Below are 13,220 nucleotides of genomic sequence, written 5' to 3'. Positions count from 1 at the left end.
GCGGCGGGGCCGGTCCGTCAGTCGCTTCCCGGCACGAAGGCGTCAAAGGCGGCCCAGAACTGGTCGCGGTAGACGTCCGCTTCCATCAGGATCTCGTGGCGGGCGCCGGGAACGGCGAGGAATGCAGCCGCCTTCATCCGCGTCGCCAGCTCCTCGGTTGCCGGCGTCGACACGATGCGGTCCGCGCCGGCAGCCAGGATCAGCAGCGGCAGATGCACCGAGGGCCCGAAGTCGATGCTGCGGAACGACAGCAGGGTCCGGCCGGTGGCTGCCAGCCAGGCATTTGTCGGCGAACCGACGCCGAGGTCGGGGCGAGCACGCACCACGGCATTCATGCGCTCGAAGCGCGCCGCGTCGCTGGTCTGACGGTTGTCGGCATAGTCGGAGGTGAGCAGCCCGGTGCCGCCGGGAATGAACAGACGGCCCAGGCCGAGGCGACAGAGCCAGCGGGCCGCACTGTAGGCGAGGCCTTCGCGCCAGCCGGCGTCGAGAAGGCCGACGAGGGGCGAGGTGAGGACAGCCCGCGCGAAGCGGGTGCGCAGCCGTTCGGTGTGCGACAACAGGATCGCGCCGCCGGTCGAATGCGCCAGCGCGAAATGCGGGCCGGGACACTGCGCCAGCACGATCTCCGACAGGATCGCGTCGAGATCGCGGCGGTACTCGGCGAAGTCCCGGACATGGCCCCGGAGGGGATCACCGGCATGGCGCGACGAGCCGCCCTGCCCGCGCCAGTCGAAGGCCACCACATGAAACCCGCGCTGCTGCAGCTCGCGGATGACCTCGAAGTATTTCTCGATGAACTCGGCCCGCCCCTGCAGCACCGTGACCGTGCCCTTCAGCGGACTGCCCGTGGCCGGAAAGCGCGCATACCGCAGCCTTGCGCCATCGGACGTGTCGAGAAAGCCGGCAAGGGCTCCCTCCGGAACGGGGTTTCCGGGCACTTCAGTCAGCAGCATGGAATCGCCTCCGGCGGGCCGGTCCTGTTCTCTCCTGAGGATTACAGGGCCGGCCGCAGCCGCTCAACCGCTTACCAGCGATAGAGGCGTTCCCTCTGCAGGACGTCGCCGGTGAAGGCATCGACAACGAGCCGGACCAGGGCCCCGCGCTGACCCGTGGCAATCACCACATAGGTGCGGCCGCGCGCATCCTGCACGTCGATGTCGCTGTAGCCCTGATGCCGCAGCACCCGGCGCACCTCGCGCGGGCTCAGGCGCTCGTAACCCCAGTCCGGGCGCGGGCCATCATAATGGCCACCGCGAGGGCCCCAGCCGGGCAGAGGCTGACCGCTCCAGCGCGGGTCCGGATACTGGCCGTACCAGCCATCCTGGACCTGGTAGTAGCTGCCTTCGCTGCCGTACTCGACCACGAGGCGCGCCCCGGACTGGGCGGGGCTGACGGAAGCGATCGACGTGACGGCAATCGCAAGGGCAAGAAGCGAGGACTTGATCATGACGGTCTTCCTTTCGGCTGTCCGGCGCCACCAGGGCGTCGCCGGATGTTGGAAGGACGATGCATCCCCGCGCTTGAACCGGACCGGAAGGGCCCGTTCATCTGCCGTTCATCCGGCACCTCTTGAAAGCGGAAAAAGGCGCCACCACCTTTTTGTCAGCAGGTGCCAGACGGGCCTGCAGACAAGACCTGTCTTCCGCCGGATCGGGGAAGACACAGGTCAGATCAGTCATGTTGCTCAAACGAGGACAATAGATCATGCGTCATTTCGACTTCAGCCCCCTCTACCGTTCGACTGTCGGCTTTGACAAGTTGCTGTCCATGCTCGACAGCATCAACTCCGACACGCCGAGCTATCCGCCCTACAACATCGAGCGCACCGGCGAGAACGCCTATCGCATCACCATGGCGGTTGCCGGGTTTGGCGAGAAGGATCTCTCGCTTGAAGCCAAGGAGCATGTGCTGACCGTGAAGGGCGAGAAGCAGGCAGAAGACGGGGCCGGCGAGGTCCTGTACCGCGGGATTGCCTCGCGTGCCTTCGAGCGTCGCTTCCAGCTCGCCGAATTCGTTCGCGTTGACGGCGCCCATCTGGAAAACGGGCTGCTGCACATCGACCTGGTGCGGGAAATCCCCGAGGCGATGAAGGCGCGCAAGATCGAGATCACGGCCGGTCAGCCGCGCCAGATCGAGGCCAGCACCCACTGAGTTTCCGCTGCCGGCTTCTCCCCTTGCCGCAGCACGAAGCGCCCGGTCGGATCGACCGGGCGTTTTGCCATCGAGGGCAGGGATCAGCCGGCAGCGACCGCGACAAAGCGGTCGACGTCGGCCGGGTCCGTGGCAAAGGACGCCACGAGACGGACGGCCGACTGGTCCGGGTCCACACCGTCTGCCGGCCACTCGTAGAACAGCGCGCCGGCCGCACGCAGGCGCGCGATGGTGGCCCGGGAGAGGACGGGAAAGACCTCGTTTGCCTCGACCGGCCAGGCGAGCCGGTTGCCGGCAGCCTCGAGCCCCTGCGCCAGACGACGCGCCATCGCGTTGGCGTGGCCGGCATTGGCGAGCCAGTGACCGTCAGCCAGGTAGCCTTCAAACTGGGCAGCGGCAAAACGGCTCTTGGAGAACAGGTGGCCGGCCCGCTTGCGCAGATAGGCAAACTGCAAGGCACTGTCCGGATTGAAGAAAATGACCGCTTCCGCGCACCAGCAGCCGTTCTTGGTCGCCCCGAAGGACAGGACATCGACGCCGGCCTTCCAGGTCACTTCGGCCGGGCTGAGGCCCAGAAAGGCGACCGCATTGGCAAAGCGCGCCCCGTCCATGTGCAGCGGAATGCCCCGGGCGTGGGCCGCCTCGGCGAGCGCACGGATTTCATCGGGGCGATAGACGGTCCCGCATTCCGTTGCCTGCGAGATCGAGACGGCGCTCACCTGACCATGCATCGGGTTGCCGTCCGGATGCTCGCCCATCAGCCGGATCAGGTCGGCCGGGTCGATCTTGCCGTTTGCCCCCGGCAGACCGCGCAGCTTGCCGCCGCCGGTGAAGTACTCGGGCGCGCCGCATTCATCGACCTGGATATGGGCCGACTGGTGGCTGAAGATGACCCCGCCCGGACGGGCATAGGCCGACAGGGCAAGGGCGTTGGCCGCCGTGCCGGTCGCGACGAAGAAGACAGCGACATCCCGTTCAAATATCTGCGAAAATCGCCGCGTCACCGCGTCGGTCAGAGGGTCATTGCCATAGGCGGGAACGAGACCTGAGGCATGCCGCGTCAGGGCTTCGGAGACCGGAGCGCTGGCGCCGGCCCAATTGTCGCTGGAAAAGATCATGCCTCTTTAAAGCAGTCCGCCGGCCGGGCTGCAAGCTGCTCAGTAATAGCGGGCGCGGCGGGCGTAGAGCCGTGCCAGAACCCAGTCGAGCGAGATCTTGCCCGGACCGTTCAGCACCAGAACGGTCAGAAGAAAACACCAGAGCAGCCGCTGGTCCGAGATCATGGCCGACGGATTGCCATCGAACAGGGCTCCGATGGCGGTGGCGTCGGCGCCGAGACCGGTGATGTCGACATAGCTCATCACTGCGATGAAGACGATCATGCCGAGGCTGGCGAAGCGGGTGAAGAGGCCGAGAACGACCATGGCCGGCAGCACGAATTCCGCCCAAGTCCCTGCAATAACAAGGACATGGTAAGGAAAGAACGGGATCTGCGCCTGGTCGTAGCTCACCGCCTCCATCATCTGCGGCAGGATCTGCGCGAAGGCGCCGGTGGAGGGGTGGAGAAAGCCGAGCGGGCCGGATCCGATCTTGGTCAGCGCCGAATTCCAGAAATACATCAAGAGGATACCGGCAAAGGCAAAGCGTGCGAAGGCCCCGAGGAACCAGCCGCGCGTGACCTGTTCCAGCAGCGAAAAGACGGCAACATAAAGCCGCACAAAGAACTCGATCACCCGCGTCATCAAGAAATCCCCCATCCCGTCAATATCTTAGACCGTATCTGCGACCCCTGTGAAGATCCCGGCGGCCAGCAGGACCGAAAGCGCCTGAGGCAAGGCCAGCCCGGGCTCGGCTGCAAGGCCCAATTCCGCTGCCTGTCCAAGGGGTTGCCCTGCAAGAAGGGCCTCCGCCACCACCGCCGTCCCCCGGGGCAGCACCCGGAACATCACGTCGATGTCGGGGCGTGAGAAGAGCACGGTCTGGCTTTCCGAAAGATCAATGGACAGAGGCCTGTCCGGCTCGAAGCGGTTGGCGACGACAAGGTCGAAGACGGGAAAGGCCGACGCCAGGAGCCGCGCTGCCGGATGGGGCAGAAAGCGAATGTCTGCAAGGACTTCCGGAGAGATGGCGGCAAGCTCCGCCGGATCGAGCGGCACGGCGTCGGCGGCATGGTAGCTCTGCAGCCAGGCCCACTCGAAGGATGCCACGTCGGCGAGATAGGGATAGGCCGCAAGAGGAGAGAAATCCGCGACAAACCGGGAGAATTCCTGGCCATAGCGCGACAGGATCGGCGAGACGGGCGGATGCGCGCCAATGAAGAGGCGCGCCAGAGCGGAAAAGTAGTCCTCCCCCACCAGACGCGCCACGGCCGGGTAGGTCGCCTTCAGGCTTTCGGTCAGGCTGACCACGACATTGTTGCGGTAGACGCCGAAACGGCGTCCCGCAGGCCGTCCCCCCGGTCCGGTCACGCCCTCGGGCACCGGCAGGTCGGGCGACAGCAGCGCCGCCGCGAAGGCGTCGCGCCCCGGACCGAACGGCAGCCGCTCAGCCATGGGCAACCCGACCCTGACGCTGGTCGCCGGCCTCCGGCCCGCAGCCGCAGGCCAGGGCACCGATCACCCGGTCGGCCGCCCGGACCTCGTCCAGAAGGACCGGCCAGGGAGGCAGGTCATTGTCCCACTCCACGAGCGTGGGCAGCGGCCCGGTGCGCGCCAGCACGAGCCCCAGCAGCCTCCAGACCTCGGCATCGACGGCGCGGTCATGGGCGTCGATCAGCAGGGGCAGACCGTCGTCGTCGAGATCCGGCGCATGCCCGCCGAGATGGACCTCGCCGACCCGGTCGAGCGGAAAGGCCTCCAGATAGGCCTCCGCCGACCAGCCGTGATTGGTGCAGGACACGTGGACATTGTTGACGTCGAGGAGCAGGCCGCAGCCGCTGCGGCAGGCGATCTCGCGCAGGAACTCGGCTTCCGGAATGGTGCTTTCGGCAAAGGCGACATAGGTGGAGGGATTTTCCAGCAGCATCTGCCGGCCCATCACGTCCTGAACCTGATCAATATGGGCGACGACCTGCGCCAGCGTCGCCTCCGTGTAGGGCAGAGGCAGCAGGTCGTTGTAACAGGTCGTGTCATGGCTGGACCAGGCGAGATGCTCGGAGAAGAGACCCGGCTCATAGCGGTCGGCCACCTGCCGCAACCGCGCCAGATGCGCCCGGTCGAGCGGCCCGGCCCCACCGATGGAGAGCCCGACCCCGTGCAGCGACAGGGGATAATCGGCGCGGATCGCCTCGAGGTAACGGTGCGGCGCCCCGCCCGCCTCCATGTAGTTCTCGGCATGGATCTCGAAGAAGCCGACCTCCGGCCGCCCGGCGAGGATCGCGGGCAAATGCTCGCCCTTCAGACCCGCACCGGCCCGGGCAGGCAGCGCAGACGGAACACGGGAACGAGGGGCATTGGACATGGCAGATCCGGCGGTTGAGGTCCTGCAGGACCGAAGGTGGACTGTCGCCCGGAGCCGCGGACCGCAACCGCAGAGCGGCGAGGCGATCCGGATGGCGGGCGGGCGACAGGAGGCGGACGATGAAGGGCGGAAGGGTGAGGAGGCCGGCACGCGACGTGCCGTCTCCGGTCTGCGAGGGGCTCCGGTCTCCGGGGGGCTCCGGTCTGGCGGGCAACGGCGCCACCGCCGCCGGCCCGGAGCCACCCGGTCCCGAGCCACCCGGTCCGGCCGGGCAGTCCCTCGCGAAGCTCAGGACTTCGGCAGGTCCCGGGTCAGTTCGGTCAGCGAGCCGACACGGCCGTCCGGCAGCTTCATCTCGGTGCAGGTGCCTTTCGGAACCAGCGTCCACGCATTGCCCTGGTAGTCGACCTTGGACGTGCCGGCACAGGTCGTGCCCGGACCGGCCTTGCAGTCGTTCTTGCCGGCCAGCGACACACCGTAGCACTTCTCCTTGGCGTCCTGCGCCACAGCCTGCGTCGACAGACCGGACAAGGCCGTGGCAACGGCACCGGCAACGACAGCGGCGGAAAGGATCATCTTGGTCATTCTTGCAGTCTCCCGAGGCCTGTTGGTCCGGACCGTTCATCGGCCCGCATCAGGCAGCTCCGACGGTGCGCCGGGCCGCGATCAATAGGAAATCAATCGGCCGTGACGCCCGGAGAGGCACCTGCACAACACTAATTGAACGACATGTGTGAAATTTTCTTTCCCCATGCGCGGCGAAGTGAAGCGAAAAATCAAAAACGGGGCACAGCGCGAAACAATCACGAATTTACCCCTCAGAAACGGTCTTGCCCCCCCGTTTGAAATCTGTCATGTTCCCCCGGCCCAGAATAGGGCAGGAATGCTGTCCCTTTTGACAGCAACAGGCAGACCTGAGACGTCCCGGGCGAACCGGGGCAAGGCGCGCGGACCCCGAACCGTAGGGCAGGCCGGCGCAGAGGAAACAGGTCGCCGTCCAACCGGTGCAGCCGGACCGCGCCCTCCCAGGGCGGGACGGCCAGACCGGGCGGAAAAACGCCTGGCGGACGACCGTCGGGCAGCGCGACGGTTCGCTTTCAACGGGCGAAGCGTTACATTACGAGAGAGCCGCGACAGAGGCTGAGGGAGAGTGTCGCACGCGTCCGTTCGGGTGAACGGGAGCGCGCGCGGTGTCCCCGGCAGGTCACGCGGCGCCACTGCGGACACAGTGAGGGCGCATATGATGAAGAGTGAGCTGACGACGAGCACAGCCATGGCCATGGTCGAGGGTGAGATGGGCGTGAAAACCCAGACCACTACTCCCATCGCCACGCGTCTGCGCGAGGCGGCAGACAAAGGGCTCTACAACCCCGCTCGCGAACACGACGCCTGCGGCGTCGGCTTCATTGCGCATCTCAAGGGCGAAAAGTCGCACAAGGTCATCGCTGATGGCCTGAACATCCTCGAAAACCTGACCCACCGCGGCGCGGTTGGCGCCGACCCGCTGATGGGCGACGGCGCCGGCATGCTGGTGCAGATCCCGCACGCCTTCTTCGCGGCGGAAATGGCGGCCCAGGGCGTGACCCTGCCGGAGCCCGGCAAGTATGGCGTCGGCTTCCTGTTCCTGCCGCAGGACCCGGCACTGCGCGCCAAGTGCATCGAGATCGTCGAGCGCGTGGTCGCGGCCGAAGGCCAGACGGTGATCGGCTGGCGCGACGTGCCGGTCGACAACGCGTCGCTGTCCAAGGCCCCGGACATCGCGGCCACCGAGCCCTATTCCCGTCAGGTCTTCATTGCCGCCGCCGAAGGCAGCGACCAGACCACCTTCGAGCGTCGCCTCTTCGTGCTGCGCAAGGTGATCTCCAACACCGTGCGCGCGGAAAGCGATGCGGTGAAGCACGGCTTCTACGTGGTCTCCATGTCGAGCCGCACCCTTGTCTACAAGGGCATGTTCCTGGCCTACCAGCTCGGTGCCTATTACAAGGACCTGAAGGACGAGCGTTTCACCTCGGCCCTGGCCCTCGTGCACCAGCGCTTCTCGACCAACACCTTCCCGTCCTGGGATCTGGCGCATCCGTACCGCATGGTCGCGCACAACGGCGAGATCAACACGCTGCGCGGCAACGTCAACTGGATGGCGGCCCGCCAGGCTTCGGTCTCCTCGCCGCTGTTCGGCGACGACATCACCAAGCTCTGGCCGATCTCCTATGAAGGCCAGTCGGACACCGCGTGCTTCGACAACGCGCTCGAGTTCCTGGTCATGGGCGGCTACTCGCTGGCCCATGCGGCGATGATGCTCATCCCGGAAGCCTGGGCCGGCAACCCGCTGATGGACGAGAACCGCCGCGCCTTCTACGCCTATCACGCCGCGATCATGGAGCCGTGGGACGGCCCGGCCGCCGTGGCCTTCACCGACGGACGCCAGATCGGCGCGACGCTGGACCGCAACGGCCTGCGTCCGGCCCGCTACATCGTCACCGATGACGACTATGTGATCATGTCGTCGGAAGTGGGCGTGCTGCCGATCCCGGACGAAAAGATCGTCAAGAAGTGGCGACTGCAGCCGGGCAAGATGCTGCTCATCGACCTGGAACAGGGCCGCATCGTCTCGGACGACGAGATCAAGCGCCAGCTGTCCACGGCGAACCCGTACAAGGACTGGCTGCACCGGTCGCAGATCGTGCTGGAAGACATGCCGGGCGTGCGTGAGCGCGCCCCTGTCGCCGGCGAGAGCCTGCTCGACCGCCAGCAGGCCTTTGGCTACACCCAGGAAGACATCAAGCTCCTGATGCAGCCGATGGCCACCATCGGCCAGGAAGCCGTGGGCTCCATGGGCACGGACACGCCGATCTCGGCCCTGTCCGACAAGTCGAAGCTGCTCTACACCTACTTCAAGCAGAACTTCGCCCAGGTGACGAACCCGCCGATCGACCCGATCCGCGAGGAACTGGTGATGAGCCTCGTCTCGTTCATCGGTCCGCGTCCGAACCTGTTCGACCTGAAGGGCCTGTCGCACGCCAAGCGCCTGGAAGTCCGCCAGCCGATCCTCACCAACGAGGACCTGGAAAAGATCCGCCGCATCGGCGACATCGCGGACAACCAGTTCTCGGCCAAGACGCTCGACATCACCTATGCCGCCACCAAGGGTGCCGCAGGCATGGAGGACGCGCTGGACGAGCTGTGCCAGCGGGCGGAGAAGGCCGTGCGGGACGGTGACAACATCATCATCCTGTCCGACCGCCTGATCAGCCGTGCCCGCATCGCGATCCCCGCGCTGCTGGCGACGGCCGCCGTGCACCATCACCTGATCCGCAAGGGCCTGCGCACGTCCGTCGGCCTGGTCGTGGAGACCGGCGAGGCGCGCGAGATCCATCACTTCTGTGTTCTGGCCGGCTATGGCGCGGAAGCCATCAACCCGTATCTGGCCTTCGAGACGCTGCTCTCGATGCATCACGAGATGGACTTCCCCGAGGAAGTCGACGCCGACGAGGTGGTCTACCGCTACATCAAGTCGATCGACAAGGGCATCCTGAAGGTCATGTCCAAGATGGGCATCTCGACCTACCAGTCCTATTGCGGCGCGCAGATCTTCGACGCGGTCGGCCTGTCGTCCGCCTTCGTCGAGAAGTACTTCTTCGGCACCGCCACGACCATCGAGGGCATCGGCCTTACGGAAGTGGCCGACGAGACGGTGATGCGTCACCGCGAAGCCTTCGAGGACGTGGAGATCCTGCGCCGCTCGCTGGATGTCGGCGGCGAGTATGCCTACCGCATCCGCGGCGAAAGCCACATGTGGACGCCGGACTCCATCGCCACGCTGCAGCACGCCGTGCGCGGCAACCTGCCGGACAAGTACCGGGAGTTCGCCGAGCTGTCGAACCGGGAGACCGGCCGCTTCTCGATCCGCGGCATGTTCCGCATCAAGAGTGCCGAGGAACTCGGACGCACGCCGATCCCGCTGGAGCAGGTCGAGCCGGCGGAGGCGCTCGTGCGCCGCTTCGTCACCGGCGCCATGTCCTTCGGCTCGATCAGCCGCGAGGCGCACACGACGCTGGCCGTGGCCATGAACCAGATTGGCGGCAAGTCGAACACCGGCGAAGGCGGCGAGGAAGCCGAACGCTTCACGCCGCTGCCGGACGGCTCGATGAACCCGCAGCGCTCGGCGATCAAGCAGGTGGCCTCCGGCCGCTTCGGCGTCACGACCGAGTATCTGGTCAATGCCGACATGCTGCAGATCAAGGTCGCGCAGGGCGCCAAGCCCGGCGAAGGCGGTCAGCTGCCCGGCCACAAGGTGGACGCGGTCATCGCCAAGGTGCGTCACTCGACGCCGGGCGTGGGCCTGATCTCGCCCCCGCCGCACCATGACATCTACTCGATCGAAGATCTGGCGCAGCTGATCTACGACCTGAAGAACGTGAACCCGGCCGCCGACATCTCCGTCAAGCTGGTGTCGGAAGTGGGCGTGGGCACGGTGGCGGCCGGCGTTGCCAAGGCACGCGCCGACCACATCACGGTCTCCGGCTATGACGGCGGCACCGGCGCTTCGCCGCTGACCTCGATCAAGCACGCCGGCAGCCCCTGGGAAATCGGCCTGGCCGAAACCCAGCAGACGCTGGTGCTGAACGGCTTGCGCTCCCGCGTGGCGCTGCAGGTCGACGGCGGCCTGAAGACCGGCCGTGACGTGCTCATCGGCGCCCTGCTGGGTGCGGACGAGTTCGGCTTCGCCACCGCGCCGCTGATCGCGGCCGGCTGCCTGATGATGCGCAAGTGCCACCTGAACACCTGCCCGGTCGGCATCGCCACCCAGGATCCGGTGCTGCGCAAGCGCTTCAAGGGCACGCCGGAGCATGTGATCAACTACTTCTTCTTCGTCGCGGAAGAGCTGCGTGAGCTGATGGCCTCGCTGGGCGTCGCCCGGCTGGACGAGATCATCGGCCGCTCGGACTTCCTCGACAAGGACACGGCGGTGAACCACTGGAAGGCGCGCGGCCTCGACTTCAGCCGCATCTTTTACCAGCCGGAGGCAACGCCGGAGGCGCGTCGCTGGACCAGCCGCCAGCAGCATCCGATCGACGACATCCTTGACCGTCGCCTGATCGCGGCCGCGCGGCCGGCGCTGGAGGCCAAGACGCCGACGGTCGTCGAGGAGACGATCTGCTCGGTCGACCGCTCCGCCGGCGCGATGCTGTCGGGCGAGATCGCCAAGCGGTATGGCCACAAGGGCCTGCCGAACGACACGCTGAAGATCAACCTGACCGGCACGGCCGGCCAGGCCTTCGGGGCCTTCCTGGCGCGCGGCGTGACGCTGACGCTCTCGGGCGATGCCAACGACTATGTCGGCAAGGGCCTGTCGGGCGGCAAGATCATCGTCCGTCCCTCGGACAAGGCGCGCATCCGCGCGGAAGAGTCCATCATCGTCGGCAACACCGTGCTCTACGGTGCGACCGAGGGCGAGTGCTACTTCCGCGGCGTGGCCGGCGAGCGGTTCGCCGTGCGCAACTCGGGCGCCGTCGCGGTGGTCGAGGGCGTGGGGGACCACGGCTGCGAATACATGACCGGCGGCATCGTCGTGGTCATCGGGCAGACGGGACGCAACTTCGCGGCCGGCATGTCGGGCGGCATCGCCTATGTGCTGGACGAGGACGGCACCTTCTCCTCGCGCTGCAACCTGGCGATGGTCGACATCGAACCGGTGAGCGAGGAGGACGACCTGCTGGAGAAGCTGCATCACCACGGCGGTGACCTGGAGCACAAGGGGCGCGTGGACGTGACCGGCGACATGACCCGGCACGACGACGAGCGCCTGCGCCAGCTGCTCTCCAACCATGTCGCCTACACCGGATCGACCAAGGCCAAGGCGATCCTTGACGCCTGGGACGTGTACCGTCCGAAGTTCGTCAAGGTGATGCCGGTCGAGTACCGCCGCGCGCTGCGCGAGATGGAAGAGAAACGGATGGGCATGGTGGCGGCCGAGTAAGGCCGCCCCTCCCCGCCCCGCCGGAGCACCCGCGGGGCGGCCGACATCGCCAGGTGCCGCCTCCCGCAGGGTCGAGGCGGCCCGTCACCGACAGGCTTTTTGAAGGAGGTTACCTTGGGCAAGGTTACCGGTTTTCTCGAGATCGATCGTCAGGACCAGAAGTATCAGCCGGCGTCCGACCGCATCCGCCATTTCCGCGAGTTCACGCTGCCGCTGAGCGACGGCGATGTGGAGCGCCAGGCGGCGCGCTGCATGGACTGCGGCATTCCCTATTGCCATGGCCCCACCGGCTGCCCGGTGCACAACCAGATCCCGGACTGGAACGACCTGGTCTATCAGGGTGACTGGGAGCTGGCGCTGCGCAACCTGCACTCGACCAACAACTTCCCGGAGTTCACCGGCCGCGTCTGTCCCGCCCCGTGCGAGGAGGCCTGCACGCTGAACCTGGAAGACATGCCGGTCAGCATCAAGACCATCGAGCAGGCGCTGGCCGACAAGGGCTGGAGCGAGGGCTGGATCAAGCCGGAACCCTCGGCCACCAAGACCGGCCAGACCGTGGCGATCATCGGCTCGGGTCCGGCGGGCATGGCGGCCGCGCAGCAGCTCGCCCGCGCCGGCCACACGGTGCATGTCTACGAGCGCGAGCCCAAGGCCGGCGGCCTGCTGCGCTACGGCATCCCGGACTTCAAGATGGAGAAGCGCCCCATCGACCGCCGCGTGGCGCAGATGGAAGCCGAAGGCGTGACGTTCCATTACGGCGTCAACGTCGGCGTGACCGTAACGCTGGAGGAACTCGCCGAGCGCCATGACGCGGTGCTGCTGGCCGCCGGATCGGAACGGCCGCGCGATCCCGGCATCGGCAGCATGGACCTGGAAGGCGTGCACTGGGCGATGGATTACCTGGTGCAGCAGAACCGCCGCGTCGGCGGCGAGGATGTCTCCGGCCAGGCCCCGATCTGGGCGGGCGGCAAGCATGTCGTCGTCATCGGCGGCGGCGACACCGCCTCCGACTGCGTCGGCACCGCCTTCCGCCAGGGCGCCCTGTCGGTCACCCAGCTCGACATCCGCCCGATCCCGCCGCTCAAGGAAGACAAGCTGAATGTCTGGCCCTACTGGCCGACCAAGTTCCGCACCTCGTCCTCCCAGGCGGAAGGCGCCGAACGCGAGTTCTCCGCCGCCACGCTCGGCCTCGTCTCGGAAGACGGCCGCGTCACCGGCGTGCGCTGCGCCCGCGTCGACGAGAAGCGCCGGCCGATCGAGGGGACGGAGTTCATCCTGCGCGCCGACCTGGTGATGGCGGCCATCGGCTTCTCCGGCCCGCGCAGCGACACCTTCATCGCCGAGGCCGGTGACCGGCTCGCGCTCGACCCGCGCGGCAACGTCAAGGCCAACACCGAGGACTACCGGACGAGCCTGCCGAACGTCTTTGCCGCCGGCGACGTGCGGCGCGGACAGTCGCTGGTCGTCTGGGCGATCCGCGAAGGCCGCCAGGCCGCCCGCGCCATCGACGAGTTCCTCACCGGCTCCAGCCTGCTGCCGCGCTGAGGCGCTGAAACAGTGAAATCATGAGGGCGGCCATTGGCCGCCCTTCGTTTTTTTGCGGACTGCCGGCATTTCATTGCCTCCGCTG

10 protein-coding genes are annotated in these 13,220 nt (G+C 66.9%); 3 read left to right on the top strand and 7 right to left on the bottom strand.

Annotated elements, in window-relative coordinates:
* Positions 1-17: 17 nt before the first annotated feature.
* Positions 18-956 carry an alpha/beta hydrolase gene (locus GWI72_RS15655; RefSeq protein ID WP_161709300.1) on the bottom strand — a complete coding sequence of 313 codons (939 nt, stop codon included), beginning with the start codon at positions 954-956 and terminating at the stop codon, positions 18-20.
* Positions 957-1,027: 71 nt separating this feature from the next.
* On the bottom strand, positions 1,028-1,450 hold the full coding sequence (locus GWI72_RS15650) for a PepSY domain-containing protein (protein ID WP_161709299.1): 423 nt from the start codon (positions 1,448-1,450) through the stop codon (positions 1,028-1,030).
* A gap of 257 nt (positions 1,451-1,707) precedes the next feature.
* On the opposite strand from GWI72_RS15650, the gene GWI72_RS15645 reads away from it, so the two are divergent.
* Positions 1,708-2,154 carry an Hsp20 family protein gene (locus tag GWI72_RS15645; RefSeq protein WP_161677290.1) on the top strand — a complete coding sequence of 149 codons (447 nt, stop codon included), beginning with the start codon at positions 1,708-1,710 and terminating at the stop codon, positions 2,152-2,154.
* An 83-nt stretch (positions 2,155-2,237) separates the two neighbouring features.
* Here GWI72_RS15645 and GWI72_RS15640 read toward each other — a convergent pair whose 3' ends face one another.
* The 5 genes from GWI72_RS15640 to GWI72_RS15620 all read right to left on the bottom strand — a co-directional run bounded on the left by GWI72_RS15640 (position 2,238) and on the right by GWI72_RS15620 (position 6,198).
* Positions 2,238-3,272 carry a threonine aldolase family protein gene (locus GWI72_RS15640; protein WP_161709298.1) on the bottom strand — a complete coding sequence of 345 codons (1,035 nt, stop codon included), beginning with the start codon at positions 3,270-3,272 and terminating at the stop codon, positions 2,238-2,240.
* 39 nt (positions 3,273-3,311) lie between these two features.
* Positions 3,312-3,896 carry a DoxX family protein gene (locus tag GWI72_RS15635; RefSeq protein WP_161709297.1) on the bottom strand — a complete coding sequence of 195 codons (585 nt, stop codon included), beginning with the start codon at positions 3,894-3,896 and terminating at the stop codon, positions 3,312-3,314.
* 27 nt (positions 3,897-3,923) lie between these two features.
* Positions 3,924-4,706: an HvfC/BufC N-terminal domain-containing protein gene (locus tag GWI72_RS15630; protein ID WP_161709296.1), complete on the bottom strand. Its 783-nt coding sequence runs from the start codon at positions 4,704-4,706 to the stop codon at positions 3,924-3,926.
* Complete coding sequence (gene bufB, locus GWI72_RS15625) at positions 4,699-5,613, bottom strand: MNIO family bufferin maturase (RefSeq protein ID WP_161709295.1); 915 nt, start codon at positions 5,611-5,613, stop codon at positions 4,699-4,701. Before bufB ends, GWI72_RS15630 begins: the two co-directional genes overlap by 8 nt.
* 288 nt (positions 5,614-5,901) lie before the next feature.
* Positions 5,902-6,198, bottom strand: coding sequence for a BufA1 family periplasmic bufferin-type metallophore (locus GWI72_RS15620; protein WP_161677295.1), 297 nt, complete (start codon positions 6,196-6,198; stop codon positions 5,902-5,904).
* 709 nt (positions 6,199-6,907) lie between these two features.
* Here GWI72_RS15620 and gltB point away from each other — a divergent pair.
* Positions 6,908-11,590 carry a glutamate synthase large subunit gene (gltB, locus tag GWI72_RS15615; protein WP_244314384.1) on the top strand — a complete coding sequence of 1,561 codons (4,683 nt, stop codon included), beginning with the start codon at positions 6,908-6,910 and terminating at the stop codon, positions 11,588-11,590.
* Positions 11,591-11,704: 114 nt separating this feature from the next.
* Entirely contained in the window at positions 11,705-13,135 is a 1,431-nt protein-coding gene (locus tag GWI72_RS15610; RefSeq protein ID WP_161677297.1) for a glutamate synthase subunit beta, read from the top strand.
* Positions 13,136-13,220 lie beyond the last annotated feature (85 nt).

Source organism: Pannonibacter sp. XCT-53, assembly GCF_009915765.1.
Taxonomy (GTDB): domain Bacteria; phylum Pseudomonadota; class Alphaproteobacteria; order Rhizobiales; family Stappiaceae; genus Pannonibacter; species Pannonibacter tanglangensis.
This window is presented reverse-complemented; position numbering and strand designations above follow the sequence as displayed.